The following is a 25,328-nucleotide window of genomic DNA, read 5'->3' on the forward strand; positions in this document are numbered from 1 at the left end:
GCCCCGCCCTCCACAAGTTCGCAGCCTGAGATCCCATATAGTCCCGGGCATGACCGCACTCACGGGGCGCTCACGGGTCTTCTCCCGTTCGGACCTGATCGTCTTCGGCCTGACCGGGCTCGCGACCGCGGGCTCGGCCGTGGTCACCCACGGGTCGCTGGCGCCGTTCCTGGTGACGGCGGTGGCTGTCACGTTGGTGGCGGCGATGGTGGGGCGGGCGGTGGATCATCTGGCGGATCGGCTCGGGGCCGGTGCGGTCGGGGTGTTGCAGGGCGCGCTGGGGAACCTGCCGGAGCTGTTCGTGTCGGTGTTCGCGCTGCGGGCCGGGCTGACCACGGTGGTCAGCTCCGCGATCATCGGCTCGATCATGGCGAACCTGCTGCTGGTGCTCGGCTTGTCGTTCGTGGTCGGCAGCGCGCGGCACGGCGTGCTGCGCTTCTCGATTCAGCGGGCGCGGCTCATCATGGGTCTGATGATCCTGTCGGTGGCGTCGATGCTGATCCCCAGCCTGGCCGCCTACATCCACTCCCCGGCGGCCGGTCACGAGGTGGCGCTGGCCCGGGTCACCGCCGTGGTGTTGCTGGTGGTCTTCGCCCTGTCGATCCCGGTGAGCCTGCGCCGCGATCTGGAGCCCACCGCTGCCGAGGGGGCGGCTGAGGTGAAGCAGGAGCTCGATGCCGCCAATCCCTGGCCGCTCTGGCTGGCCGTCACCCTGCTCGCGGTTGCCGCGCTGGCCGCCGCGTATGTCTCCGACCAGTTCGTCACGGCCCTGACTCCCGCGATGAACTCCCTGCACATCTCGCAGGCCTTCTCCGGCCTGGTGATCGTGGCGCTGGCGGGCAACGCGGTGGAGAACGCGGTCGGGGTCAAGCTGGCCTGGCAGAACAAGGCGGACCACGCGCTGTCGGTGGTGCTGAACAGCCCGCTGCAGATCGCGCTGGTCCTGGCGCCCGCCCTGGTGCTGCTGTCCCCGGTGATCGGCGGGCCGGCGTTCACCCTGGTCTTCAACCCGATGCTGGTGACCACGGTCGGGATCGCGACGTTGGCGGTGCTGTACCTGATCTCGGACGGCGAGTCGGACTGGCTGGAGGGCTCGGCGATGATCGGGCTGTACGTGTTGGTGGCGACGGCCTTCTGGTGGGGATAGTGCCGGGGTGGGAGTGTGTGTCAGGCCTCGAACTGGCCGGTGTCCATTAGCGGCCCTGGATTTCCATGGCTCGCATGGTAGGTCCGGACGGCGCGGCGGCGCCTGGCTGTTCTCCGCCGGCCGGCCGGACCTGTGGCGCTAAGCGTCGCGCCGCTTCAGCACCCACCCAGCGGCGATCAGCAACACCGCGGTCCACAGGCAGAACACTCCGAAGCCCTGCCATGCCGACAGCAGGTCGTTCGTCCCCGGTGCGGACTGCGCGACCAGGTGTCCGGCCTCCGTCGGCAGATATGCGTGGACGTGCTTGCCCAACGAGCCCGGCAGCAGCTGCGCCAGTGGGGCCAGCACCTCGACGAAGGCGATGACGCCGGTGATGGCGCCGGCGGTGTGCCGGATCAGGGTGCCGATCGCGAGGGCGAACAGGCCCAGCATCATCAGGTAGAGGCCGGCGCCGAGCAGGGCCCGCAGGACGCCCTTGTCGCCGAGGCTCACCGGGACCTTGCTGTGCAGGATCGGGGCGGCCAGGAAGAAGGCGCCGAAGGAGACGATCTCGCCGACCACGAAGGTCACCACGGCGAACACCAGCGCCTTGGCCGCGAGCATCGGTGTCCGCCTCGGTGCGGCGAGGACCGAGGCGCGGATCATGCCGGTCGAGTACTCCGAGGTGATCACCATGACGCCCAGGACGCAGATCGCCAGCTGGCCCAGGACGAATCCGGAGCCGAGGATGTTGCCGGTCGGGTCCCGTCGGTAGGCGAGCTGTTGGGTCGGGTCCATCTTCGACCACTGGCTCGTGGTCAGCCAGGTGAACAGCACCGACAGGCCCAGGGTCAGGATCACGAAGGCGAGCAGTGACCAGACCGTGGAGCGTACGCTGCGGAACTTCGTCCACTCCATCGCCAGCAGGCGCGGGAAGGCGGCCGAGCGGCGGCCCTCGGCGGGCCGGCCCGCGGACACGGTGGCCGGGGCGTCGGGAGTCGCGGCGGTCATTCGGCGGCCTCGCTTCCGGACGTCGGGACGGCCGGTTCGGCCCGGTCCTGGGAGGGCAGGGCGGCAGGTGGCGCGGCGCCTGGTGGCACGGCGCCCGGCGGTGCGAATCCCGGCGGCACCGCGTCCGCGATCCCGCCGCCAGCCGCACCGGCCCCGCCGGTCTGCGACTCCAGATCCGCGTGGTACTCGACGGATCCCCGCGTCATCTCCATGAACGCCTCCTCCAACGAGGCCCGCTGCGGGGTCAGCTCGTGCAGCACCACGCGCGCCGCGGCGGCCTTCTCGCCGATCTCCTGCGCCGTCATGCCGCGGACGATCAGCGAGCCGTCCTCGGCGGTCGCCACCGTGACGCCGTCGGCCTCACCCTCGGCCGGCGTCCGTTCCAGTTCCTTGGCGAGCTGGCTCGGCTGCGGCGTCCGGACCAGGACCGAGTGATCGGAGGAGCGCGCGATGAACGCGTCCACCGACTCGTCCGCGATCAGCGCGCCGCGGCCGATCACCACCAGGTGGTCGGCGGTCTGCGCCATCTCGCTCATCAGGTGGGAGGAGACGAAGATGGTCTTCCCGGCGGCGGCCAGCGCCTTCATCAGGTTCCTGATCCACAGCACGCCCTCCGGGTCGAGCCCGTTGACCGGCTCGTCCAGGATCAGCACCTGCGGGTCGCCGAGCAGCGCCGCGGCGATGCCCAGCCGCTGGCCCATGCCCAGCGAGAAGCCGCCGGCCCGCTTCTTGGCCACCTCGGTCAGCCCGACCAGGGCCAGTGACTCCTCCACCCGCTTGCGGGGCAGGCCCTGGCTCTGTGCCAGGCACAGCAGGTGGTTGTAGGCCGAGCGGCCGGTGTGGACGGCTCGGGCTTCCAGCAGCGCCCCGACTTTGCGCAGCGGCTCGCGCAGGTCCGCGTACCGGACGCCGTCGATCGTCGCGGTGCCGGACTGCGGCCGGTCCAGGCCCAGGATCAGCCGCATCGTGGTGGATTTGCCGGCCCCGTTCGGGCCCAGGAACCCGGTGATCCGTCCCGGTTGCACCGAGAACGTCAGGTGATCGACGGCGGTTTTGGCCCCGTACCGCTTAGACAGGTCGTGCACTTCGATCACGGCGGCCCCCTCAGACAGCGCGAGACGGAGCCAGCGACCCCTGGCCCCGCCTCGAAGCTTACTGAAAACGCCTGGGAAAACCGCGTCTACGCGTCCTTGCTCCGCATCACGATTGCGCCACCGATCACGGCCGCGGCGGCATAAGCGGCGAACACCCCGAACCCGGCCCACGGCGAGAGCATGTCGTCGGCCGGCCTGGTGGCGATGATCTGCAGCCCGGCGTTGAACGGAATCCACTTGGCGATGTCGGTGTGCCAGTTCCCCGGCAGGAACTGCACCAGGATGAACAGGATGAACAGCACCCCGACCGAGGACGTGATGGCCCCGGCGGTGTGCCGCAGGATCGCGCCGAGCCCGAAGGCCAGCAGCGCGGTGCCCGCCATGTACAAGCCGCCGCCGAACACCGCGCGCAGTACGCCGTGGTCGCCCAGGGCCACATGGATGTGGTGGCCGGAGTAGATGCCGGAGGCGATGAAGAAGGACACGAACGAGCAGATCAGCCCGACCGCCAGCGCCACCGCCGTGACGATCGTGGCCTTGGCCCAGAACAGCGTGGCCCGGCGCGGCTGGCTGGTCAGCGAGGTGCGGATCATGCCGGTGCTGTACTCGGCGGTGATCGCCATCGCGCCGAAGACCACGATCACCAGCTGCCCGAAGAACAGGCCGGACATGGAGATCGCGGTCCAGTCGTCGCTGCCGTCGCTGCTGGGGTGGCTCGAGGAGCCGAAGGCGATCAGGACGCTCAGGCCGATGGTGAGCACGATGGTGATCAGCAGGGTCCAGAAGGTGGAGCGGACGGTGCGGATCTTGGTCCACTCCGAGCGCAGGGCGGTGCCGAAGGTGGCCTTCGCGCCCGGGAAGCGGTCGGGGCCGGCGGCGTCGACCTGGCCGGCCGCGCCGTGCCGGCCGGGGTTTCCGGGCTGGCCGTAGTGGCCGGGAGCCCCGGGCTGGCCGCCGAAGCCGGCGTCGGCCGGCACCGGCTGGCCCGGTGCGTATCCCGGGGCCGCCTGCATCGGCGCCTGTCCGGGTGCGGTGTTCGGTACGGCGTTCTGCGCGGCGGCGTATCCCGGCCCGTAACCCGGCCCGTAACCCGGCCCGGGCTGGGCCGCCGCCTGGTCCTGCGGCGCGAAGCCCGGGTTCTGCGGCTGCCCGGTCTGCGAGGGGGTGCTCATCTCAACGGGCTCCGATCATCTGGCCGGGGTTCTGGCCGGGGGCGTACGGGTTCTGCGATGCTCCGGGTCCGCCTGGACCAGCGGGACCGCCGGGTCCACCGGGACCGCCCGGTCCGTAGCCGCCGACGCCGGCCGCGCGGTACTCGACCTCGTCCTTGGTCATCTCCATGAAGGCCTCTTCCAGCGAGGCCTGGTGCGGCGCGAGTTCGTGCACCCGGATCTGGTTGTCGAAGGCCAGGTCGCCGATCTGCTGCGGGCTGGCGCCGCGCACCGTGATCAGGCCGCCGGCGTCGTTGGTGACCCGCGCGCCCTTACTGGCCAGCAGCTGCATCAGCTGCATGGCGTCCGGGGTGCGGACCGTGACCGTCTGCTCGGAGTTGCGGGAGATGAACTCCTGCACCGAGCAGTCCGCCTGCAGTTTGCCCCGGCCGATCACGATCAGGTGGTCGGCGGTGTGCTCCATCTCGGACATCAGGTGCGAGGAGACGAAGACCGTGCGGCCCTCGGAGGCCAGCTTGCGCATGAACTCGCGGATCCAGCGGATGCCGTCCGGGTCCAGGCCGTTGACCGGCTCGTCGAACATCAGCACCTTGGGGTCGCCGAGCAGCGCCGCGGCGATGCCCAGCCGCTGGCCCATGCCCAGCGAGAATCCCCCCGAGCGCTTCTTGGCCACCTCGCGCAGGCCGGTCAGCTCCAGCACCTCCTTGACCCGGCGGGCCGGCAGGTGGTTGGACTGCGCCAGGCACAGCAGGTGGTTGTAGGCGGTGCGGCCGCCGTGGATCGCCTTGGCGTCCAGCAATGCGCCGACCTCGCGCATCGGGGCCACGGCCTTGGCATAGGGGCGGCCGTTGACGGTGACCGTGCCGGACGTCGGAGCGTCCAGGCCCAGGATCATCCGCATGGTCGTCGACTTTCCGGCGCCGTTCGGACCGAGGAAGCCGGTCACCACCCCCGGACGCACGGTGAACGTCAAGCCGTCGACGGCTTTCTTGTCGCCGTACTGTTTGGTGAGCCCTGTTGCTTCGATCATGCGATAGACCGTATCGGCGTTGAGTAGGGCCCGTCGTCGCCCTTAGGTCTTTCGTTACCAGGTCAGGTATTAGCCCTTAGTAGGGGGAGGTACCGTTGATCGCGATGAGCACCGACATCCGCGCCACCACCATCCTGCCGGCCGAGCGCCGGCCGGTGACCCTGACCACCGCCGACGGCCTGGAGTTGGTCGGCGAGCTGGCGCTGCCCCCGGACGGCCGCACCCCGGCCGGCACTCTGGTCACACTGCACCCGCTGCCCACCCACGGCGGCTTCATGGACAGCCATATCTACCGCAAGGCGGCCTGGCGGCTGCCGGCGCTGGCGGACCTGGCGGTCCTGCGCTTCAACACCCGCGGCACGGTCTCGCCGGCCGGCCGGAGCCAGGGCGAGTTCGACCACGCGGTGGGGGAGCGGTTCGACGTGGAGGCCGCGATCGAGTTCGCGGACTACGAGGACCTGCCGAACCGCTGGCTGATCGGCTGGTCGTTCGGGACCGACCTGGCGCTGATGTACGGCGAGGACCCCTCGATCGACGGCCTGATCCTGCTCTCGCCGCCGTTGCGCTACTCGCGGCCGGAGGATCTGGACCGCTGGGGCGCCTCCGGCAAGCCGGTCGTGGCGCTGGTGCCGGAGTTCGACGACTACCTGCGGCCGGCTCAGGCGCGGGAGCGGTTCGCCCGCATCCCGCAGGCCGAGGTGATCGGCGTCGACGGCGCGAAGCACCTGTGGGTCGGCGAGAAGTACGTACAGCGTGTGCACAACGAGATCGTCAAGCGCGTGAACCCGGCGGCTTGTCCGCTGGCCACCACGTGGGACGGACCGTTCGAGACGTTCGCCGAGTAGCCGATATCCGGTTGGCGCGGACCGGCCGGATGACGATCATCGAGGCATGGACACCTCACGCCAGAGCGCCGACCGCGGTTCCGGGAGCTCCGATCCGCGGATCATCCAGTGCTACAGCCACGGCCGCGTGGTGCAGATGCCTTCTTTGCGGGCCCGGAGCCAGGAGCTGCGCGACAAGCTGCTGAAGCACATCGCCGCCCGGGCCTTCGAGCCGGGACGCGCGTACAGCGAGCAGGAAGTCAACGCGGCGCTGATGCCCGTCTTCGACGACTACGTGGCGCTGCGCCGCTACCTCGTCGAGAGCCGGCACCTCACGCGGGATCAGGCCGGGCGGGAGTATCGCCTGCCGGTCCAGACCCCGACCGCTGTTCCGGCCCAGGGCTAGCCGGCGGTTCCGACGTCGGAGTGCCGGGCGGCTGCGCGTCCGGGTCGCGGTCCTGGGCCGGCAGCACGACCTGGCGCACGATCACCAGCAGCCCGGCGGTCAGCGGGATGAACAGCAGCGCGCCGGAGACGCCCAGGATGGTGTAACCGGCCAGCGCCGCTATCACCGCGACCGCCGGCGGCAGGTCGACGGTCCGGGACATCACGCGCGGGTAGATCAGGTAGTTCTCCAGCTGCTGGTAGAGCACGAAGAAGATCAGGGCCGCGAGCGCCTTGACCGGCGAGTCCAGCAGCAGGATGACGGCGCAGGCCAGGAACGCGCCGAAGGTCGCGCCGATGATCGGGATCAGGTCGGTGAGCCCGACCAGCAGGGCCAGCGGCAAAGCGAAGCGCACGCCCATAATGGACATCGCCAGCCAGCTGGCCAGGGTGGCGCAAGTGGAGACGACCAGCGCTCCGGAGACGTAGCCGCCGACCCGGTTCAGCACCCGGTCGGTCAGGTCCGCGGCCCGCTCGCGGCGGGAGCGGGGGACGAGCTTGAGGCCGCCGGAGGTCATGGACGGCAGCGAGCCGAGGAAGTACAGCGTCAGCATCAGGATCGTGAAGGCCTTGAAGACGCTGGTGAGCACCGCCTTGCCGAAACCGAACGCGCCGCCGGCCAGCGTCTTGGTGGTGTCGGCGGTGCTGAACCAGTTCTGCAGCTTCGTGATCAGGTGGTACTTCTTGTCCAGCCGCTGGATCGTGGAGTTGTCCTGCAGCTTCTTCAAGCCGTCGGGCACGCCGTTGTGGATCAGGGACGAGGTCTGGTCGGTCAGCGGCTTGGCGATGACGACGATGAAGCCGGCGAACAGAGCCAGCACCGCCAGTGCCACGATCGTCACGGCCCACCGCCGGTGGAACCCGCGCCCGGTGAGCATCTCCACGAACGGATTGAGCCCGGCGGCCAGCACCAGCGCCATGGTGATCATGACGATGATGTCGACGACGTTGGTGAGCGTCCGGCCCAGATAGTAGGCGCCCAGCACACCGAACCCGCCGACCAGCCCGATCGCGAACGGCGGCGTCCGGGTCAGCGCGGGCTTGGCCGCCGCCCGGGACGCCGAGGCGCTGCTCGCGCTTGCGGACTCGGCGGGAACCTGATCGGCGGCGGTCATGGGGGGAGTTTAGTTGAGGCGCGGGTCGCCAGGCCGGTTGCGGACCGGCGTCGCCGGTGGCCGTCCGCCGAACGATTTCCCAACTCGGGCAACTACCGCGCACCGGGCCCGGGTCTGCATGGTCGAAGGAGGTGCCGATGAGAGCCGAGGACGAGGCAGAGTTCCGCGAGTACGTGGCCGGCCGCTGGACGTGGCTGGTAAGGGCCGCGGCGCTGCTCACAGGGGATCCGTGGCACGCGGAGGATCTGGCGCAGACGGCTTTGGTGCGGGTGTTCGCTTCGTGGTCGCGGGTCCGCACGGCCCAGGACATGGACGCGTACACCATGCGGATCCTGATCAACCAGAACAAAAACCGCTTCCGGAGGCGGCGGGTCGTTGAGGATCTGACGGCCGCGGTGCCCGAGCGCGGCGGCGGGGACCCGACCTCGCGGGTGGATCAGCGGGCCGGTCTGTTGGCCGCGCTGGCCTCGCTTCCGAAGCGGCAGCGCGAAGTCGTGGTGCTGCGGTACTGGGAGGACTACAGCGAGGCGCAGACGGCGCGGATCCTCGGCTGTTCGGTCGGCACCGTGAAGAGCCAGTCGTCCAAGGCGCTGGCCAAGTTGCGCACGCACGCCTCGGTGCTGGCGTCGCGCTGAATCACCAACCCACCCATCCAGCACGGAAGACGGGAATCCATGAACGACGAAGAATTCGACGGCTCCGCGGTGCGCGAGCTGTTCGCCCCCGCGGTCGCCGACCGCGGTCTGACCTCGGCCCCGACCGACGCCATCGTCGCCGCCGGGCGCCGCCGCATCGTCGGGCGCCGGGCCGCCGTCGCCGGCGGGGCGCTGGCGATCGTGGCCGCGGTGCCGCTGGCCGCCACGGCCATCGCCGCCGGGCCCGACCAGGCGGGCAGCACGACGAACGCGGCGAGCAACACGGGCACCACGAAGGCTCCCGGCCTCCTCGCCCCGCCGGACGCCAAAACCCTGACGAAGGGCGTCGGCGTCGGCGACAGCGGCGCGCCCAGCAGCCCCGCCAAGAGCGACACCGGCGGCGACCCCGCCGGTCTGCCGACCAAGCCGACCGTCGTGGCCACCGGAAGCATCGAGGGCCACACCTGGACGGTCACCTTCGAGACGATCCCAGGCAACAACGCTCTGACCGCCGGGGACAAGTGCCTCGGGCTCGTCCTCACCGTGGACGGTCACACCTCGTCCATCAACCCGTCGATGGGGCCCTACTGTCTGCCGGTCAAGTATGAAGGCCCCTCGGGCCTCATGTGGGCCATCCAGTACACCCTGAAGTACTACTACCCCAGCGGTGCGGGCACCCTGCAGATGGGCATGGTCCCGGCCAACGTGGCGAAGGTCGTCGCGCACGTGGACGGCCTGGCCCCGGTCTCGGCCGCCACGATCCCGGCGCCCGGCCTGAACGACGAGGCGTTCTATTTCCTGCCGATCCCCAAGGACGATCAGGGCTTCCGCGTGTCCTTCGACGAGTACGACACGCAGGGCGTGAAGATCGGCAGCTTCAACAACTGGACGCCGGCTCCGGGCCAGCCGCCGAACCCGACGAACACGAAGTAGCCGAAGCAGCCGAAGTGTCTGAAGTGTCTGAAGTAGCGGAAGTAACTGAAGCAGCCGAAACAGTGGGCTGATAGAAGCCCGGCGCGAACGCGGCGCACCAAAGCGCACCGAAGCGCTTCGCGCCGGAACGCAAAAGCGCCCCCGGACCCACCCAGAGGGTCCGGGGGCGCGCTCGCGACGTCTGCCGAAACCGGCTTTCCCGATCGGTGTCGGCAGCTCTGCTGCGAGCGCCGGTCGTCCGCTGCCGCCGGGGTTTCGGACTGAAACCCTTCAGGCTCGGGCCGATGCCGGCGCCGCCTGTTGTCCGCCCGTCAAACGATCCCGCAAACGATCCCGCAAGCGATCCCGATCCGCCCCCGCCGGCCGGTGCACCACAACCGCCGGCGGGGGCGAAGACTCAGCGCTGCGCCGGGATCGCCGCGTCGTCGGCCTGCTCCAGCTCGTCCTCGGCCTCGTTCAGCGCCGCCAGGGCGTTGACGTTGACCGCGCCGCCGGTCAGCGTGGCCAGCATCTCGCGCACGTTGTGCAGCTGCGCGTTGATGCTGTCGCGGCGGTGGGTCAGCGCCGCCAGCTCGCGCTCGGCCTCGCTGCGGATGCGGTCGGTCTTGCTGCGCGCGTCGGCGATGATGTCGTCGGCCTGGCGCTGCGCGGTCTCGATCGTGGACCGGGCCCGGCGCTCGGCGTCGGTGCGCATCTTCTCGGCCTCCAGGCGCAGCTGCTCGGCCCGGTTCTCGATCTCGGCCAGCCGCTTCTCGGCCTTGGCCTGGCGCGCGGCCAGGTCCCGCTCGGACTGCTCGCGGCGCTTGGCCAGCTTGGTCTCGAAGTCGGTGGCGGCCGCCGCGGCCTTGGCGCGGGTCTCCTCGAAGAGGGCTTCGGCCTCCTCGCGCTTGGTCGCCGCGTCCTTGGCGGCGGTGGCGCGGACCTGGTTGGCGTCGTCCTTGGCCTTCTCGACGATCCGCACGGCCTCTTCGTCCGCCTTGGCCTTGCGGTCCTTGGCGTACTGCTCGGCGTCGGTGCGGACCTTCATGGCGGCCTGGTCGGCCAGCTCGCGGTGCGCGTCGGCGGCCCGGCGGGCCTCCTCGCGCAGGTCCTTCGCCTCTTCCTCGGCCAGGCGCAGGATCTTCTCCACGCGCGCGCCGAGACCGGCGTAGCTCGGCTCGCTGTCGGCGAGCTGCGCCTGCACGGTCTGGTTCTCCAGGTGCAGTTCCTCGATGCGCTTCTCCAGCGAGCCTGACCGGGAGTGAGCGGCGTCCCGCTCGGCGATCAGCTTGGTGATTCGGTCGTTGACCTGAACCGGGTCGTACCCGCGGCGCACTTGCTCGAAGCCGTGCGGCGAATGCATGTCGCTCATGAGATCCCTGTCGCGATTCACTGGCCCGCGTCGGGCCGGGGGTGAGTGAACAATCTACAAGTGGCGGTGAAGGTGTACCGGGCTGTGGTGGTGTAAGGGGAATCCTGGCACGAAACCCGCCGGTCTTCGACCGGGTGTGCCGTAATCGAACAAACGAACCCGGCAAACCCGCCCTATCGAGTGCATTAGCTGATCATGCGTCACGGGCCGTGGACCAACACATACCGGGTGTCGTGGTGCGGCGGGGACGGCGGAACAGACACGCTTCTCAGTCCTCCGACGGCGGCCCGACGGGAACGGAGACCGAGGTCGCCAGCGCGTCCAGCACCCCGTGCACCCGCGACATCTCCGCCTTGATCTCCTGCTTGCGCACCTCGATCTCCTCGACCTCGCGCTTGGCGTCGGCCCGCAGCCGCTCGGTCTCCTCCTTGGCCTTCTCGACCAGTTGCTCGGCCAGCTCCCGCGCCTCCGCGACGGTCTCAGCGGCCTGCTTGCGCGCGGTGGCCAGGGCGGTCTCGGCCTTGGAGTTGGCCTGCTCGCGGGTCTCCAGCGCCTTCTTGTCGGCGGCTTCCAGCACCCCGTCCGCGGTCCGCCTTATCCGCTCGACATCGGCCTTGGCCGCGGCGGTGACGCGCTCGGCCTCGGCCTCGGCGGTCGAGGTGACGCGCGTGGACTCATCGCGCGCCGCCGAGAGCATCTTGTCGACCTCGTTCTCGCTGTCGGCGCGCACCTTCACGGCCTCCGAGCGGGCCATCGCGACCAGCTTGTCGGCGTCCCGGCCGGCCGATTCCAGCTTGCGGCCGGTCTCCTCGCGGGCGTCGCTGCGGATCTTGTCGGCGTCGGCCCGGGCCGCCTCGGCGCTGGCCGCCGACTCGTGGTGGATCCGCTCGGACTCCGACTTCGCGGCCTTCACCATGGTGTCGGCCTTGGTCCGGGACTCGGCCAAGGTGGCCTCGGCCTCGGCCCGCATCGCGGCGGCGTCGCGGCGGGCCTCGGCGCGGACCTGGACCGCCTCCTCGGCGGCCTCCACCCCGAGCACCGCGGCGGCCGCCTCGGCCTCGCCCCGGATCCGCTCGGCGTCGCCGAGCTGGCGGTCGGCGGCGGTCTGCGCCTCCTCCACTATCCCGGCGACCTCGGCGCGCACGGCGGTCGCGTACCGCGTGCCCTCCTCGCCGATCTTGCGCGCCTCGGCCTGCGCCGCTTCCATCGTCTCGTTGGCCACGGCCTCGGCGGCCTGCCGGGTCTGCGTGGAATAGGAGTCGGCCTCGGCGCGGGTGACCTGTGCGGCGCGGTCGGAATCGGCCTTGGTCTTGGTCGCGTACGCCTCGGTCTCGGCCCGCAGCGCGTTCGCGTAGTCGTCGGCCGTGGTGCGGGTGATCTCCCCGGCCCGCTCCGAATCAGCCTTCGTCTTCGCCGCGTACACGTCGGCGGCGGCGCGCGTGGTGTGCGAGTACTTCTCCGCCTCGCCCCGCGCCTCGTCGGCGGCGCGGTCGGAGTCGGCCTTGGTCTGCGCCGCGTAGGCGTCGGCCTCGCCGCGCACCGCGGCCGAGTAGTTCTCGGTCTCGATGCGGAGGTTCTCGGCGGCCTGCTCGGAGTCGGCCTTGACCTTGGCGGCGTAGGCGTCGGCCTCGCCGCGCACCGCGGCCGAGTAGTTCTCGGTCTCGATGCGGAGGTTCTCGGCGACTTGCTCGGAGTCGGCCTTGGTCTTGGCCGCGTACGCGTCCGCCTCGGCCCGGACGCCGTTCGCGTAGTTCTCGGTCTCGGTCCGGAGGTTGTCCGCGACGTGCTCGGAATCGGCCTTGGTCTTCGCGGCATACGCGTCGGCCTCGGCCCGCACCCCGGTCGAGTAGTTGTCGGTGTCGGCCTGGAGCCGCTCGGAGGCGAGCTCGGAGTCCGCCTTCGTCTTGGCCGCGTACGCGTCGGCGTCGGACTTGGTGCCCTCCGAGTACGAGTCCGCCTCGCCCCGGGTCTGCGCCGAGTACTGGTCGGCGGCCAGCTGCATCTGCTGGGCGTAGGCGTCGGCGTCCGCGCGGACCTTGCCGGACTCGGCGTCGATCGTGGCCCGGGTCTGCGCGGCGTAGGTATCAGCGTCCTGCCGTACCGTCAGCGAGTACGCCTCGGTGTCCGCGCGCAGCTTGTCGGCCTCGGCCTTGACCGCGTTGCGGGTGTTGTCCGCGTAGGTGTCCGCCTCGCCGCGGGTGTTGCTGGCGTAGGTGTCGGCCTCGCCCCGGGTGTTCTGCGAGTAGTGGTCCGCCTCTTCGCGGACCTTCGCGGTCTCGGTGTCCGAGCGCGCCTGCGCCTCGTCGATCCGGGCCTGGGCCTTCTCGCGCAGCCGCTGGATCTCCTCGCGGGCGCCGTTCTGCATGGCCTGGACACCGGCCTCGGTGTCGACCCGCAGTTGCTCGGCGGCGGTGTGCGCCTCATCGTGTGCCTGCTGGGCCGCCGAGTGCAGTTCGCTGGCCTGCGCGTGCAGCGCCTCGATCTGGCCGCGCAGCGGGGCCACGTCCTCCTCGGCGGCGACCCGGGTGGCCTCGGCGTCGGCCTGGCCCTTGCCGATCAGCTCCTCGACGGTCCGGGCCACCTGGTCCAGCCGCGTGGCCGCCTGCTCCTCGGCCTCGGCCAGGATCCGGGCGGCGTTCCCGGTGACCTGGTCGGCGTCGGTGCGCGCCTCGGCCCGCATCCGCGCGGCGTCGTTCGCCGCCTCCTGGCGCGCCTGCCGCGCGTTCGCCTCGGCCTCGGCCCGCTGGTGCTGCGCCGCCGCCTCGGCCTCGCCGCGTACCCGCATCGCCTCGGCGCTGGACTCCGCGCGGATCCGCTCGGCCTGCGCGCCGGATTCCATCAGCATCCGCGAGGCCTCGGCACGCGCGGAGTTCACCGTGGCCTCGGCCTCGGACTTGGCGGTGCCGCGGATCTGCGCGGCGTGCTCCTGGGCCTGGGCGGCCTGGCCGCCGGCCGCGGCCAGCACCCGCTCGGCCTCGGCGTTGGCCGCCTCGCGGGTCTTCTCGGCCTCGGCGCGCGCCGTGGTCCGCATGTTCTCGGTCTCCATGCGGACGTGCTCGATGGCCTGCGCGGTCTCCATCGCTATCCGGTCGCGGCCGGCCTCGACCTCGCCCCGGGCCGCCTCGATGATCCGGCCGCGGTGCGCCTCGGTGTCCGAGCGGACCTTCTCGGCCCACGCGGCCATCTCGTTGACCTGAGCCTCGGCCTGCTGCCGCTTCTCGGTCAGCTCGCGGTCCAGCGACTGCCGGCGGTTGCCGACCTCGGTGTGCCACTCGGCTTCCAGCTCCGCGGACCGGTGCGCGGCCTCCTCCAGGAGCCGGGCCGTCTTCGCGCGGGACTCGCGCAGCTCGCGCTCGGCGGCCGCGCGGACCTGGTCGGCCTGGATCTGGGCGTTGCGGAGCATCTGCTCCACCTGCCCGGAGATGTTGTCGAAGCGCGGCTGCGCGGCCAGCCGGCGCTGCTCGTGCAGCTTGGAGCGCAGGACCTCGATCTGGTAGCGCAGGTCCTCGGTGTCGGTCAGCGCCTCGTCGCGCGCGGTGCGGAGCTTGTCGAGCTCCTTCTCCATCTCCGAGAACGTGGCCTCGACGTCGTGCTTGTCGTAGCCGCCGGTGTCGTAGCCGCCGTCGTCCCAGGAGTCGCCGGGGGCCGCCGAGCGCGAACGCGGCGGGTAGTCGCCCGACTGCGAGGGGTTCGCGCCCCGGCGCGCGTGGGAGCCGCGATCGCCGGCACGGTCGCCGTAGCGATCCGTGCTGCGTTCGTCGAGCCGCCCTGGTCCCATGACAGTGAATCGTGTCAGATTTCCGGCCGGATGACACCTAGTCGGGCCGGGGAATGAGTAGAGGCTTCGGATCGTACCAGGCCCGGCTCCCATGCCCGCTCAAGTCGGGCATCTCCCACCAGAATCAGTACCTTGTGGAAGGTTCGCAGGCCGCGGCCGTATGGTCGCTCTCCGCTGTCCACCTGTTACTGCTCGTTCCGATCCGGGTCGAAAGGCCGAGCGAAGGCGTCCTGCGCCTTCGCCCGGCCCGAAGAAATCACCCGTGCCTCACACGTTCCGGAACCGGTTGATCGCCGGCAGCAACCGGGCCCGCTTGGCCTCGTCGCGCACTCCCAGCCCCTCCTGCGGGGCCAGACACAGCACGCCGACCTTGCCCTGGTGCAGGTTCTGGTGGACGTCGTACGCCGCCTGTCCGGTCTCGTCCAGCGCGTAGGTCTTCGACAGGGTGGGGTGGATCATCCCCTTGTCGATGAGCCGGTTCGCCTCCCAGGCCTCGCGGTAGTTGGCGAAGTGCGAGCCGATGATGCTCTTGAGGTTCATCCACAGGTAGCGGTTGTCGTAGCTGTGGTTGAAGCCGGAGGTGGACGCGCAGGTGACGATCTTCCCGCCGCGCTTGGCCACGTAGACGCTGGCGCCGAAGGTCTCCCGGCCCGGGTGCTCGAAGACGATGTCCGGGTCTTCCCCGCCGGTCAGTTCCCTGATGCGGGCGCCGAAGCGCTGCCACTCCTTGGGATCCTGCTCCGTCTCGCTCTTCCAGAACTTGTAGCCCTCGGCCTTGCGATCGATGATCAGCTCGGCGCCCATCGCCCGGCAGATCTCGGCCTTGTCCGGCGAGGAGACCACGCAGACCGGGATCGCGCCGCCGTTGAGCGCCATCTGCGTCGCGTAGCTGCCCAGGCCGCCGGAGGCGCCCCAGACCAGCACCACGTCGCCCTGCTTCATCGCGGCGCCGTTCTTGGAGACCAGCTGCCGGTAGGCGGTGGAGTTCACCAGGCCGGGGGAGGCGGCCTCCTCCCAGGTCAGGTGGGCGGGCTTGGGCATCAGCTGGTTGGACTTCACCAGCGCCAGGTGCGCCAGGCCGCCGAAGTTGGTCTCGAAGCCCCAGATCCGCTGCTGCGGGTCGAGCATGGTGTCGTCGTGGCCCTCGGCGTCCTCCAGCTCCACGCTCAGGCAGTGCGCGACGACCTCGTCGCCGGGCTTCCACTTGTTGACGCCGGGACCGGTGCGCAGCACGACGCCGGCCAGGTCCGAGCCGATCACGTGGTAGGGCAGGTCGTGGCGGCGGGTGAGTTCGCTCACCTTGCCGTAGCGCTTGAGGAAGCTGAAGGTGCTGACCGGCTCGAAGATCGAGGTCCACACCGAGTTGTAGTTGATGGCGCTGGCCATCACCGCGACGATCGCCTCGCCCGGACCCAGCTCCGGCGTCGCCACGTCCTCCACGTGGAGCGAGCGCCGCGGGTCCTTGTCCCGGCTGGCCAGGCCGGCGAACATCTCGGCCTCGTCGGCGTGCACCGTGACCGCGCGATAGGACTCAGGAAGCTTTAGGTGCGCGAAGTCCTCGGCGGGAGTGTTCCCCGCTTGGATAGCGGCGAGTATTTCTGCTGTCTCGTTCTGCATCGTCGGCCTCCAGGGGTCGGCGGCGTCGAGGGCTGTGGCTTGCCGTCTGTGAGGGCAGTACGGCAGTCGGCCCTGGGAAGTGAGGGAGCGTTGGGCTACTCACTGGTAACTATGGCGCTCCGCCGACACCCTGGCTAGGTGGGCCTTGTCACAGATTCAAAGCGGTCCCTATCAGCCTGCAACATCTTGACGTCATAGGCGACGGCAGTGATAACGGTGCGCGGTCACGTAGCCGAGGGACGCATAGAGCGCAAGCGCGGGAGCGTTCCCGTCCTCGACTTCCAGATAGGTGTCCCCGGCACCGTGCGCGGCGGCGAACGCCAGCAGGTCCCGCATGACGATCCGCGCCAGCCCGCGCCGCCGTGCGGCTTCCACGGTGGCGAGCGCGGCGATCCCGGCATAGCCCGTTCCGGTGTCAATGGCGACGCGGCCGACAGAGAGGGCTTGTCCGTTGTCGCCGCGCACCACCGCGAAGGCGATCAGCGCGTCGCCAGAGGTGAGGAGGGTCTTGAACTCGGGGATGCCGCGACCGCGGAGGTAGGCCGCGAAGTAGTCCTCAGGGAGTTCTGTGGTGACTTCGGCTACATGACGGGCGTCTGTAGAACTCTTAAGGGTTTCCAACACGGGCCCCAATGGCGCGGTCTGGCGCAGGGCGGGGCGATGGGTTTCGGTGAAGCCGAGATCGGTGATCTCGCGGTCTAGCGGACTGCCGTCGATCGTCTGCACCATGCCGGGGAGAGCACGCTCTGCGAACCATTCCCGAACCGCTTCCAGAGTCTGGGGCAGCGGCATTCCGGAATCCCCTAGAGGGAGTGCAGCGTTGGCGCGCGAGGTACGTCCGCCCGCGGCACGTACTTCCCAGCCGCCTATATAGGCGCGTTCTGCGAAACCCCATCCAGTCGCGGCGACGGCTTGAAGATCCATACCCCGACGCTAGTACGGGTCGGTTCCCTCACGCCGCCAGGTATCGCGATACGGCCATGGCCTCAGCGCGGTACCCCCAGGAATCAATCATCTAGCGCCGGGGGCGCTCGCGGGTCGCCGCGATATGCAGGTCCACCCCGTCGAGGATGCGGCCGAGCCCGAACTCCAGCGCCTGGTCCTGTCCGCCGTGCGCCGCCACCTCGGCGAACGCCGCGGACAGGGCCGGGTACCGGTCCTGATGGCGGTCGAGGATCAGCCCGACCGTGGCGTGGAAAGCCTGCTCCGGTTTGCCGTCGCCGCCCACGCTCTGCTGCGCCGTGGCGCGCACGTGCCCGGCGAGGGTGGCGGCCACGTCGAACTTCTCGGCACCGGGCAGGCCCGTGCCGGCCAGGGACTGCACCGCCTGCTCAAGCCAGGCCACCTCGTTCGGGCCGAGCGGGCGGATCCCGACCGTCGCCTCAAGCGTCCACGGGTGCGCGACGAAGCGTTCGAACAAGCGCCGGGCCCAGAGTTCGAGGCTGGGCCGCCAGCCCTCAGTGCCAGAGGGGAGCGCCGGCGGGGCGCCGAACCCGATATCGGTCATCAGGGCGACGAGTTCGACCTTGCCGGGCACGTACCGGTAGAGCGCCATCTTGGTGTAGCCCAGTGCGGCGGCGACGTTCTGCATGGTCACCGCGGCCAGACCGTCGGCGTCGGCCAGGCCCATACCCGCGCGGGCGATGGTCTCCAGGGTGAGCGCCGGTTTGGGACCCCGTTTCGGCGCCGGGCGCTCGCTCCACAGCAGCTCCAGTGCGGCGGCCAGGGTGTCGCCGCCGGCTTCGGCGGCGGTGTCCTTCTTGCCGATCTCGATCTCGTTCCCGGCTGCGCCCATGCTCGGCTCCCGCGGTGGATTCTCGGCTTGACGGCACAGCGTCCATCATACACTGTATCCGTAGGACACAGTTTAGTTCCCGAAGGAGACTCCATGAGCGGCTCGGCGTTGAAAGACATGCGCATCCTGATCTCCGGCGCCGGGGTCGGTGGCCCCGCGCTCGCCTTCTGGCTGGCGCGCCGTGGCGCCGAGGTGACGGTGGTCGAACGTGCCCCCGCGCTGCGGACCGGCGGCTCCGCGGTGGACTTCCGCGGTCCGACGCACTTGGGCGTGCTCGAACTGACCGGAGTGCTCCAGGACCTGCGCGAGCTGCAAACACATGGCGGGGCCATGCGTTTCGTCGACAAGCACGGCCGGCAGACGTTCGAACTGCCCACCGATTTCGCCGGCGGCGACGTCGAGGTCTACCGCGGCGATCTGTCCCGCGTGCTCTACCAGCGAAGCCTCGCACCGGATGCGGGAGGACGGGTCGACTACGTATTCGGCGACACGCTCACCGGTCTGACCGAGACCGCCGATGCCGTGCACGCCGTATTCGAGAAGTCCGCGGATCGCCGTTTCGACCTCGTCATCGGCGCCGACGGCATGCACTCGGCGGTGCGCAGGCTCGCCTTCGGGCCCGAGGAGCAGTTCGTGCACAATCTCGGCTACTGCATCAGCGGCTGGGACCTGCCGAACCACCTCGGTCTGGGCAGCACCGCGCTGCACTACAACGTGCCGGGCCGGATGGCCGCGGCGGGCGCGAACGTCCGCGACCCCGGACAGGCCAAGGCCGTCTTCGTCTTCGCCACCAAGGACACCGCGCTCGCCCGGGCCGGACTCGATCGGCAGAAGCAGGCACTGCGAGCGGCCTTCGGCGGGCTCGGCTGGCAGGTGCCGGCGCTGCTGGACTCCCTGGACCAGGTCACCGAGCTGTACTTCGACGCGATAGCGCGGACGAAGCCGTCGAACTACACGAGCGGCCGGATCGCGCTGCTCGGCGACGCGGCCTGGGGCGTGACCCTCGGCGGCATGGGGGTGGGCACCGCGGTCGTGGGCGCGTACGTGCTGGCCGGGGAACTGGCCTCGGCCGGCGGCGAGCATCGCACCGCCTTCGCGAAGTACGAACAGCGCATGCACGGGTACGCGGGACGCTGGCGGAAGTCGGCCAATCCCGGCAAGTTCCTGGCCCCGGGCAGCCGGGCCGGCCTGTGGACCCGCGACGCCCTGTTCAAGCGCAAGGCGGTCCAGCGCATGCTGGTGTCCAGCACGAAATCCGTGGCCACCGAGCACGGCCTGCCCCAGTATCCGGAGCCGTAGAGCCGGAGCCTTAGAGAAGCGTAGAGAAGGAAGTCTCCTTGGGAGATCAGGCGGCCGGCCCGAAGCGCTCCGTCACGCCGCCAGGTATCGCAACACGGCCAGCACCCGGCGGTGCCCGAGGTCGTCGGGTTGCAGGTCCAGCTTCATGAAGATGTTGTTGATGTGCTTGCCCACCGCGCTCTCGCTGACCGCCAGCACGGTCGCGATCGCGGTGTTCGCCCGGCCCTCGGCCATCAGCGCCAGCACGTCGCGCTCGCGCGGGGTGAGGCGGTCCAGCGGGTCGGCGGGCCGGCGTACCAGGAGCTGCGCCACGACCTCCGGGTCCAGCGCGGTACCGCCGGCCGCGACGCGTTCCAGGGCTTCGATGAACGAGTCGATGTCGGCGACCCGGTCCTTGAGCAGATAGCCGACCCGCGTGGTGTCCCGGGCCAGCAGGTCGGTCGCGTAGCGCTCCTCGACGAACTGGGACAGGACCAGGACCGCGGTTCGCGGCCAGCGTTCCCGGATCTGCACCGCCGCGACGATGCCCTCGTCCTTGAACGTCGGGGGCATGCGGACGTCGGCCACCACCGCGTCCGGGCGGTGTTGCTCGACCGCCGCGAGCAAAGTGGTGCCGTCGCCGGTCTCGGCGACCACTTCGTGGCCCGCGAGTTCCAGGACCCGGACCACTCCGGCGCGGATCAGGATGGAATCGTCCGCGATCACCACCCGCATCGAGAACTCCCCCGGATCACGCCCCGCAGGGCAACTCGGCGGTCAGGACGGTCGGTCCGCCGCTCGGTGATGTTAGCCGCAGACGGCCGTCCACCGAAGCCACCCGCTGCGCCAGTCCCGTCAGGCCGGTTCCGCCCCGCGCGTCCGCTCCGCCGACCCCGTCGTCGCCGACCCGGATCAGCAGCAGGCCGTCCCGCCGCTCGACGTCCACCTCGGCCTGCTTCGCCTGGGAGTGCTTGACCACGTTCGCCAACGCCTCGGAGACCACGAAATACGCGACCGTCTCCACCGACGCGCTCAGCGGGCCGGTGCTGGCGACGGTCAGCCGGACCGGGACCGCCGAGCGGGCGGCGACACCGGAGAGTGCGGCGTCCAGGCCCCGGTCGTCCAGGACCGCCGGATGCAGTCCGCGCACCAGGTTCCGGATCTCCGCCATCGCCTCCTTGACCTGTTCGTGTGCGTCGATGATGACGGCCATGGCCTCCGGCGGGACCTGCTCGACGTCTTTGAGCGTCTTGCGCGCGATGCCCAGGTGCACGGCCAGGGACATCAGCCGTTGCTGCGCGCCGTCGTGCAGATCGCGCTCGATCCGGCGGCGCTCGGCGTCCGCGGCCTCGATCGCGGCGGCCCGGCTGTCGGACAGCGTCTGCACCCGGTGCGCCAACACCACGGTCTCGTTCGGACCGAGCAGCCGCCGGGCGGCCGTCTCGTCGGCGCGGGTGAGCAGGCGCAGCAAAAAGGGTGCGAAGTAGGCGGTCGCCACCGACACCAGCAGGGTGAAGACCTGCGCGAAGAACTTCTGACCGCGGAACTCGGGCTGGTAGCGGCCGATGCCGAGCATGTGCTGCGGGATCTGGAACACCAGGAACACGCTGATGCCGATCGCGAAGCCCATGATCGCCAGCGCCACCCCGATCAGCGGGCCGGCCAGCAGGTGGTAGACCACTTGGCGCCGGAGGGCTTCCGAGCGCAGGGCGGCGCGCACCTGCCGCTTGTAGATGCGCGGGGTGTCCACCTCAAGGATCTCGATGCCGGCCATGCCGCGGAAGCGTCTGCGCTGCCAGCCGGTCAGGATCGGCGCGATCGTGAGCATCAGCGCGACGATCACCACCACGGAGAGGCTGAAGCGGACGACGATGTCGCCGTCGCCGAGGCCGGCGCCGAGGAACTGGATGTCCTGCAGCGGCTTGCTCCAGACCGTCAGCATCACCATCGCGCCCAGCCACAGGGGCAGCCCGGTGACGAGGAACAGCGCGTCCTGGCCCGCCTGCGTCCAGCGCGTCCTTCGCAGTTCTTCAGTCGTCGGCACGCGTTCACGGTAATTCCGCAGGTGGCGGGAGGTCCATCAGGCCTGCCTCACCCCGCGGGTGGTGCTGGCCCCACCCCTTAAGCGCCAGGTCGCACTACTGATCTCGGCGCCGCGCGTGACCAGCATGGGACGAGTCCGAAACACATTCTCCGGAAGGACTCCCATGTCCCGCGTGGTCATCTTCTCCGCTTCGGTCGGCGCCGGCCATGACAGCGCCGCCCAGGCCCTCGACGACCGGCTGACCGCGCGCGGCTTCGCCGTCGACCGGCACGACTTCCTGACGCTGATGCCCGCCGGGCGCGCGGTGTGCGGTTCGTACCGGCGCATCATCACCCACGCCCCCGCGCTGTATCAGTGCATCTATTCGCGCACCGAGCGCGCGGCCCGCCCCGGGCTGGTGCAGCGGCACCTGCTGCGCGCCGCGGAGCAGGCGGTGCTCGCCGCGATACCGGCCGACGCGGTCGCGGCGGTGGCGACGTACCCCTTGGCCGCGCAGGTGCTCGGGCGGCTGCGGGCCTCGGGCCGGCTGGCGGTGCCGGTCGTGGTGACCTTCACCGACTTCTCGGTGCACCCGCTGTGGATCGCGCCCGGTGTCGACCTCTACCTGGCGCCGCACGCGGTGACCGCCGCGCAGGCGGTGGCGCACGGCGTGGACGCCGACCGGGTCGCGGTGGCGCGGCCGCTGGTGTCGGCGCGGTTCGGGCAGCGGTCGGCGGCGTCGCGGGCGGCGGCCCGCGACCAGTTCGGCCTGTCCGGCGCGGACAAGCCGCTGGCCCTGTTGCTCGGCGGCTCGTGGGGCGTCGGCGACATCGAGGGGACGGCGCGCGATCTGGCGGCCTCGGGCGTGGTGACGCCGGTGGTGGTGTGCGGACGCAACGAGGTGCTGCGCGGCCGGCTGCGCGCGGCCGGGTTCCCGCACGTGTTCGGCTGGGTCGGGGACATGCCGACGCTGATGGCGGCGTGCGACGTGATGGTGCAGAACGCCGGGGCCTCCAGCACGCTCGAGGCTTTCGCGACCGGGCTGCCGGTCGCCACCTACCGCAGCCTGGTCGGCCACGGCCGGACCAACGCGGCGGTGCTGGACGAGGCCGGGCTCGCGGTGTGGGTGCGGTCGCAGGGGGAACTGGCCGGGGCGATGTGGGAGCTGACCTCGGGGGTGCGCGGGAGGCGGCAGCACAACGCCGGGCTGGCGATGGTCGGCGGCGGGGTGGAGCCGGATGAGTTCATCGTGGAGCTGCTGACCGGCACCGCGGCCGGCACCGTGGCCGGCAACGCGGCTGGCAACGCGGTCGAGGCGGTGGCGGTCTGATGGCCATCAGCACCCGTACTCTCAGCACGCTGGCCGCCGCCGCGACCGTGCTCACGCATCCCTTCCCGGCGACCACGACCTTCGGCCCGGTCCGCAATCGCGTGCTGCCCGGCTTGGCGGCGCGCGGCGCGGATGACCACGTGGCCCTCACCTTCGACGACGGCCCGGACCCCGATTCCACGCCGCGCTTCCTGGACCTGCTCGCGGCGCGCGGCGTGCACGCGACGTTCTTCCTCCTCGGCTCCATGGCCGAGCGCGCACCGGGACTGGTCCACGAGATCCAGGCCGCCGGCCACGAGATCGGCGTCCACGGCTGGCACCACCAGAGCCTGCTGTTCCGCGGTCCGCGCGCCACCGATCAGGACCTGACCCGGGCCCGCGACTACCTCGCCGACCTGACCGGCGGGCAGCCGACGCTGTTCCGGCCGCCCTACGGCGTCATGACCACCGCGGCCCACCGCACCGCCCGGCGCCTGAACCTGCGGCCCACGCTCTGGACCAGCTGGGGCGAGGACTGGACGGCGCGCGCCACGCCGGGCGGCGTCTATCGGCAGGTCGCCAAGGACCTGCACGGCGGCGGCACGATCCTGCTCCACGACACCGACTGCACCGCCCAGCCCGGCTCCTGGCACAACACGCTCGGCGCCGTGCCGCTGCTGCTCGACCACTGCGAGGAGCGCGGCTGGGCGGTCGGGCCGCTCCGCGAGCACGGTCGGGTCGCCGGACGCTGACCGGACACCGTCTGACCGGATGGTGAGCGGATACCGGGCGGATACCGGGCGGTGGGGATTCACTCGATCAGCGCATAGCGCGGCCCCGGCGCGACTGCGCCACCGGAGTGGCGGCGCTGCGCCGATCTAGTGACAGCAGCCGTCCCGGCTGGGCCGTCGGAGTGAGTCAGCCTTCTTTATGCGGGCGAGTCAGCTTTGGCGGCGAGTCAGTGCTCGTCGCCCTCAGCGGCCTGCACCAGCTCCACCAGCACCCCGTGCGCGTCCTTCGGATGCAGGAAGTTGATCGAGGACCCCATGCTCCCGCGCCGGGCCTCCGGGTACAGCGACCGGATGCCCTTGCCGACGATGTCCGTGGTGGTGGCCGTGACGTCGGCGGTGCCGAAGGCGATGTGGTGCACCCCCTCGCCGTTCTTCGCCATCCACTTCGCGATGGCCGAGTCCTCGCGGATCGGCTCCAGCAGCTGGATGTAGCTCGCGCCGCCGTCGCCGGTGTCGTTGATCTTCAGCATGGCCTCGCGGACGCCCTGTTCCTCGTTGACCTCGCAGTGGAAGACCTCGAAGCCGTAGGTCGCGCGGTAGAACTCGACGGTCTCGTCGAGGTTCCGGCACGCGATGCCGATGTGGTCGATGCGGGTCAGTGGTGAAGATTGTGAAGACGACATGGGGACATCCTCCTGGATCGGCCGTTGAGCGTGCGGGGTTGTGGCGAAGAAGACACCCTAAGCTACTGACGAGTAATTTACTGCTGACTAGGCTGGTGGCCAGCAACAAGCTCTACTTTCCCCTCACCCTCGGCAGACACTGGAGAGCATCGTCGTGAGCACTCGATCCACAGGCGGCACTGTCAAGTCGGTGATCGTCGCAGGCGCGCGAACCCCGATGGGCCGCCTGCTCGGCTCCCTGAAGAACTTCTCCGGCGCGGACCTCGGCGGGGTGGCCATCAAGGCCGCCCTGGAGCGGGCCGGCGTCGCGCCCGACCAGGTGCAGTACGTGATCATGGGCCAGGTGCTCCAGGCCGGGGCCGGGCAGATCCCGGCCCGGCAGGCGGCCGTCTCGGCGGGCATCCCGCTGACCGTCCCGGCGATCACCGTCAACAAGGTCTGCCTGTCCGGGCTGGACGCCATCGCGCTGGCCGACCAGCTGATCCGGGCCGGCGAGTTCGACATCGTGGTGGCCGGCGGCCAGGAGTCCATGACCAACGCGCCGCACCTGCTGCCCAAGTCCCGCGAGGGCTTCAAGTACGGCGCCGTCGAGATGCTCGACGCCATGGCCTACGACGGCCTGACCGACCCGTGGGAGAACATCCCGATGGGCCAGACGACCGAGAACTACAACACCAAGCTGGGCATCGAGCGCGCCCCGCAGGACGCGTTCGCCGCCCGCTCGCACCAGCGCGCCGCGGCCGCCCAGAAGAACGGCGTCTTCGAGGCCGAGATCGCCCCGGTCTCGATCCCGCAGCGCAAGGGCGACCCGATCCTGTTCAGCCAGGACGAGGGCATCCGCCCCGACACCACGGCCGAGGGCCTGGCCGGGCTGCGTCCGGCCTTCACCAAGGACGGCACGATCACCGCCGGCACCTCCTCGCAGATCTCCGACGGCGCCGCGGCCGTGGTCGTGATGTCCCAGGCCAAGGCCGAGGAGCTGGGCCTGGAGTGGATCGCCGAGATCGGCGCGCACGGCAACGTCGCCGGCCCGGACACCTCGCTGCAGTCGCAGCCCTCGAACGCGATCAACCACGCCCTGGGCAAGGCCGGCCTGACCGTGGCCGACCTGGACCTGATCGAGATCAACGAGGCCTTCGCGGCGGTCGGCGTGCAGTCGATGAAGGACCTGGGCGTGGACGAGGAGATCGTCAACGTCAACGGCGGCGCCATCGCGCTGGGCCACCCGATCGGCATGTCCGGCGCCCGCCTGGTGCTCAGCCTGGCGCTGGAGCTCCAGCGCCGGGGCGGCGGTACCGGCGCCGCGGCACTGTGCGGCGGCGGCGGCCAGGGCGACGCGCTGATCATCACCGTGCCGAAGCGCGGCTGAGCCCGGCGCG

At 70.7% G+C, this 25,328-nt stretch carries 22 protein-coding genes; 9 read left to right on the forward strand and 13 right to left on the reverse strand.

The features are described 5' to 3' along the window. Positions 1-49: 49 nt before the first annotated feature. On the forward strand, positions 50-1,147 hold the full coding sequence (gene cax, locus KGQ19_RS17810) for a calcium/proton exchanger (protein WP_212010306.1): 1,098 nt from the start codon (positions 50-52) through the stop codon (positions 1,145-1,147). A gap of 138 nt (positions 1,148-1,285) precedes the next feature. Here the strand turns inward: cax and KGQ19_RS17815 are convergent, their stop codons facing one another. The 4 genes from KGQ19_RS17815 to KGQ19_RS17830 all read right to left on the reverse strand — a co-directional run bounded on the left by KGQ19_RS17815 (position 1,286) and on the right by KGQ19_RS17830 (position 5,433). Further along, complete coding sequence (locus KGQ19_RS17815) at positions 1,286-2,137, reverse strand: ABC transporter permease (protein ID WP_212010307.1); 852 nt, start codon at positions 2,135-2,137, stop codon at positions 1,286-1,288. After that, on the reverse strand, positions 2,134-3,231 hold the full coding sequence (locus KGQ19_RS17820; RefSeq protein ID WP_212010308.1) for an ABC transporter ATP-binding protein: 1,098 nt from the start codon (positions 3,229-3,231) through the stop codon (positions 2,134-2,136). The genes KGQ19_RS17815 and KGQ19_RS17820 overlap by 4 nt, the downstream gene beginning before the upstream one ends. A gap of 86 nt (positions 3,232-3,317) precedes the next feature. Next, the gene (locus tag KGQ19_RS17825; RefSeq protein WP_212010309.1) at positions 3,318-4,403 is read right to left on the reverse strand and encodes a DUF2705 family protein; all 1,086 of its coding nucleotides are present in this window, start codon (positions 4,401-4,403) and stop codon (positions 3,318-3,320) included. Position 4,404: 1 nt separating this feature from the next. After that, on the reverse strand, positions 4,405-5,433 hold the full coding sequence (locus tag KGQ19_RS17830) for an ABC transporter ATP-binding protein (RefSeq protein ID WP_212010310.1): 1,029 nt from the start codon (positions 5,431-5,433) through the stop codon (positions 4,405-4,407). Positions 5,434-5,537: 104 nt separating this feature from the next. On the opposite strand from KGQ19_RS17830, the gene KGQ19_RS17835 reads away from it, so the two are divergent. Then, positions 5,538-6,278, forward strand: coding sequence for an alpha/beta hydrolase (locus tag KGQ19_RS17835; protein ID WP_212010311.1), 741 nt, complete (start codon positions 5,538-5,540; stop codon positions 6,276-6,278). A 46-nt stretch (positions 6,279-6,324) separates the two neighbouring features. After that, complete coding sequence (locus KGQ19_RS17840) at positions 6,325-6,663, forward strand: DUF2087 domain-containing protein (RefSeq protein WP_212010312.1); 339 nt, start codon at positions 6,325-6,327, stop codon at positions 6,661-6,663. Here KGQ19_RS17840 and KGQ19_RS17845 read toward each other — a convergent pair. Next, positions 6,590-7,816, reverse strand: coding sequence for an AI-2E family transporter (locus KGQ19_RS17845; protein ID WP_230418834.1), 1,227 nt, complete (start codon positions 7,814-7,816; stop codon positions 6,590-6,592). The genes KGQ19_RS17840 and KGQ19_RS17845 overlap by 74 nt on opposite strands. Positions 7,817-7,953: 137 nt before the next feature. Between KGQ19_RS17845 and KGQ19_RS17850 the strand changes: the two genes are divergently transcribed. Both KGQ19_RS17850 and KGQ19_RS17855 read left to right on the forward strand, forming a co-directional pair. Then, on the forward strand, positions 7,954-8,451 hold the full coding sequence (locus KGQ19_RS17850; RefSeq protein WP_212010313.1) for a SigE family RNA polymerase sigma factor: 498 nt from the start codon (positions 7,954-7,956) through the stop codon (positions 8,449-8,451). Between the two features lie 39 nt (positions 8,452-8,490). Continuing rightward, positions 8,491-9,384 (forward strand): subtilase-type protease inhibitor, encoded by an 894-nt coding sequence (locus KGQ19_RS17855; RefSeq protein WP_212010314.1) that lies wholly within the window; start codon positions 8,491-8,493, stop codon positions 9,382-9,384. 397 nt (positions 9,385-9,781) lie between these two features. Here KGQ19_RS17855 and KGQ19_RS17860 read toward each other — a convergent pair whose 3' ends face one another. From KGQ19_RS17860 to KGQ19_RS17880, 5 genes are all read right to left on the reverse strand, one after another. Continuing rightward, positions 9,782-10,735 carry a coiled-coil domain-containing protein gene (locus KGQ19_RS17860; protein WP_194896708.1) on the reverse strand — a complete coding sequence of 318 codons (954 nt, stop codon included), beginning with the start codon at positions 10,733-10,735 and terminating at the stop codon, positions 9,782-9,784. Positions 10,736-11,003: 268 nt separating this feature from the next. Beyond that, entirely contained in the window at positions 11,004-14,513 is a 3,510-nt protein-coding gene (locus KGQ19_RS17865; protein ID WP_212010315.1) for a polarized growth protein Scy-related protein, read from the reverse strand. Between the two features lie 267 nt (positions 14,514-14,780). Next, complete coding sequence (ccrA, locus tag KGQ19_RS17870; protein WP_212010316.1) at positions 14,781-16,130, reverse strand: crotonyl-CoA carboxylase/reductase; 1,350 nt, start codon at positions 16,128-16,130, stop codon at positions 14,781-14,783. 192 nt (positions 16,131-16,322) lie between these two features. Further along, on the reverse strand, positions 16,323-17,054 hold the full coding sequence (locus tag KGQ19_RS17875; protein WP_438801870.1) for a GNAT family N-acetyltransferase: 732 nt from the start codon (positions 17,052-17,054) through the stop codon (positions 16,323-16,325). Positions 17,055-17,145: 91 nt separating this feature from the next. Continuing rightward, entirely contained in the window at positions 17,146-17,925 is a 780-nt protein-coding gene (locus tag KGQ19_RS17880) for a TetR/AcrR family transcriptional regulator C-terminal domain-containing protein (RefSeq protein WP_212010318.1), read from the reverse strand. Between the two features lie 93 nt (positions 17,926-18,018). Here KGQ19_RS17880 and KGQ19_RS17885 point away from each other — a divergent pair, with 93 nt between their 5' ends. After that, on the forward strand, positions 18,019-19,224 hold the full coding sequence (locus tag KGQ19_RS17885) for an FAD-dependent monooxygenase (RefSeq protein ID WP_212010319.1): 1,206 nt from the start codon (positions 18,019-18,021) through the stop codon (positions 19,222-19,224). Between the two features lie 72 nt (positions 19,225-19,296). Here the strand turns inward: KGQ19_RS17885 and KGQ19_RS17890 are convergent, their stop codons facing one another. Next, positions 19,297-19,938 (reverse strand): response regulator transcription factor, encoded by a 642-nt coding sequence (locus tag KGQ19_RS17890; RefSeq protein ID WP_212010320.1) that lies wholly within the window; start codon positions 19,936-19,938, stop codon positions 19,297-19,299. A 16-nt stretch (positions 19,939-19,954) separates the two neighbouring features. Beyond that, positions 19,955-21,247 (reverse strand): sensor histidine kinase, encoded by a 1,293-nt coding sequence (locus KGQ19_RS17895; RefSeq protein WP_212010321.1) that lies wholly within the window; start codon positions 21,245-21,247, stop codon positions 19,955-19,957. A 163-nt stretch (positions 21,248-21,410) separates the two neighbouring features. Here KGQ19_RS17895 and KGQ19_RS17900 point away from each other — a divergent pair, with 163 nt between their 5' ends. Together KGQ19_RS17900 and KGQ19_RS17905 are read left to right on the forward strand one after the other, a co-directional pair. Beyond that, entirely contained in the window at positions 21,411-22,556 is a 1,146-nt protein-coding gene (locus KGQ19_RS17900; protein ID WP_230418836.1) for an MGDG synthase family glycosyltransferase, read from the forward strand. Beyond that, positions 22,556-23,287 (forward strand): polysaccharide deacetylase family protein, encoded by a 732-nt coding sequence (locus KGQ19_RS17905; protein ID WP_212010322.1) that lies wholly within the window; start codon positions 22,556-22,558, stop codon positions 23,285-23,287. The genes KGQ19_RS17900 and KGQ19_RS17905 overlap by 1 nt, the downstream gene beginning before the upstream one ends. A 206-nt stretch (positions 23,288-23,493) precedes the next feature. Here KGQ19_RS17905 and mce read toward each other — a convergent pair whose 3' ends face one another. Continuing rightward, positions 23,494-23,949, reverse strand: a complete 456-nt coding sequence (gene mce / locus KGQ19_RS17910) for a methylmalonyl-CoA epimerase (RefSeq protein WP_212010323.1) — start codon at positions 23,947-23,949, stop codon at positions 23,494-23,496. Positions 23,950-24,139: 190 nt separating this feature from the next. On the opposite strand from mce, the gene KGQ19_RS17915 reads away from it, so the two are divergent. Then, a complete protein-coding gene (locus KGQ19_RS17915) occupies positions 24,140-25,318 on the forward strand; it encodes an acetyl-CoA C-acetyltransferase (protein ID WP_368862119.1) in 1,179 nt (392 codons plus the stop codon). The last annotated feature ends 10 nt before the right edge of the window (positions 25,319-25,328 follow it).

It is taken from the genome of Catenulispora pinistramenti (assembly GCF_018274385.1).
GTDB classification, from domain to species: domain Bacteria; phylum Actinomycetota; class Actinomycetes; order Streptomycetales; family Catenulisporaceae; genus Catenulispora; species Catenulispora pinistramenti.

Coding starts and splice junctions, on each gene's coding strand:
- KGQ19_RS17860 (WP_194896708.1), bottom strand. CDS start 10,735: ATGAGCGACATGCATTCGCCGCACGGCTTCGAGCAAGTGCGCCGCGGG.
- KGQ19_RS17840 (WP_212010312.1), top strand. CDS start 6,325: ATGGACACCTCACGCCAGAGCGCCGACCGCGGTTCCGGGAGCTCCGAT.
- KGQ19_RS17890 (WP_212010320.1), bottom strand. CDS start 19,938: ATGCGGGTGGTGATCGCGGACGATTCCATCCTGATCCGCGCCGGAGTG.
- KGQ19_RS17880 (WP_212010318.1), bottom strand. CDS start 17,925: ATGGGCGCAGCCGGGAACGAGATCGAGATCGGCAAGAAGGACACCGCC.
- KGQ19_RS17830 (WP_212010310.1), bottom strand. CDS start 5,433: ATGATCGAAGCAACAGGGCTCACCAAACAGTACGGCGACAAGAAAGCC.
- KGQ19_RS17845 (WP_230418834.1), bottom strand. CDS start 7,816: ATGACCGCCGCCGATCAGGTTCCCGCCGAGTCCGCAAGCGCGAGCAGC.
- KGQ19_RS17815 (WP_212010307.1), bottom strand. CDS start 2,137: ATGACCGCCGCGACTCCCGACGCCCCGGCCACCGTGTCCGCGGGCCGG.
- mce (WP_212010323.1), bottom strand. CDS start 23,949: ATGTCGTCTTCACAATCTTCACCACTGACCCGCATCGACCACATCGGC.
- KGQ19_RS17850 (WP_212010313.1), top strand. CDS start 7,954: ATGAGAGCCGAGGACGAGGCAGAGTTCCGCGAGTACGTGGCCGGCCGC.
- KGQ19_RS17875 (WP_438801870.1), bottom strand. CDS start 17,054: ATGGATCTTCAAGCCGTCGCCGCGACTGGATGGGGTTTCGCAGAACGC.
- KGQ19_RS17900 (WP_230418836.1), top strand. CDS start 21,411: ATGTCCCGCGTGGTCATCTTCTCCGCTTCGGTCGGCGCCGGCCATGAC.
- KGQ19_RS17865 (WP_212010315.1), bottom strand. CDS start 14,513: ATGGGACCAGGGCGGCTCGACGAACGCAGCACGGATCGCTACGGCGAC.
- KGQ19_RS17825 (WP_212010309.1), bottom strand. CDS start 4,403: ATGAGCACCCCCTCGCAGACCGGGCAGCCGCAGAACCCGGGCTTCGCG.
- cax (WP_212010306.1), top strand. CDS start 50: ATGACCGCACTCACGGGGCGCTCACGGGTCTTCTCCCGTTCGGACCTG.
- ccrA (WP_212010316.1), bottom strand. CDS start 16,130: ATGCAGAACGAGACAGCAGAAATACTCGCCGCTATCCAAGCGGGGAAC.
- KGQ19_RS17905 (WP_212010322.1), top strand. CDS start 22,556: ATGGCCATCAGCACCCGTACTCTCAGCACGCTGGCCGCCGCCGCGACC.
- KGQ19_RS17835 (WP_212010311.1), top strand. CDS start 5,538: ATGAGCACCGACATCCGCGCCACCACCATCCTGCCGGCCGAGCGCCGG.
- KGQ19_RS17855 (WP_212010314.1), top strand. CDS start 8,491: ATGAACGACGAAGAATTCGACGGCTCCGCGGTGCGCGAGCTGTTCGCC.
- KGQ19_RS17885 (WP_212010319.1), top strand. CDS start 18,019: ATGAGCGGCTCGGCGTTGAAAGACATGCGCATCCTGATCTCCGGCGCC.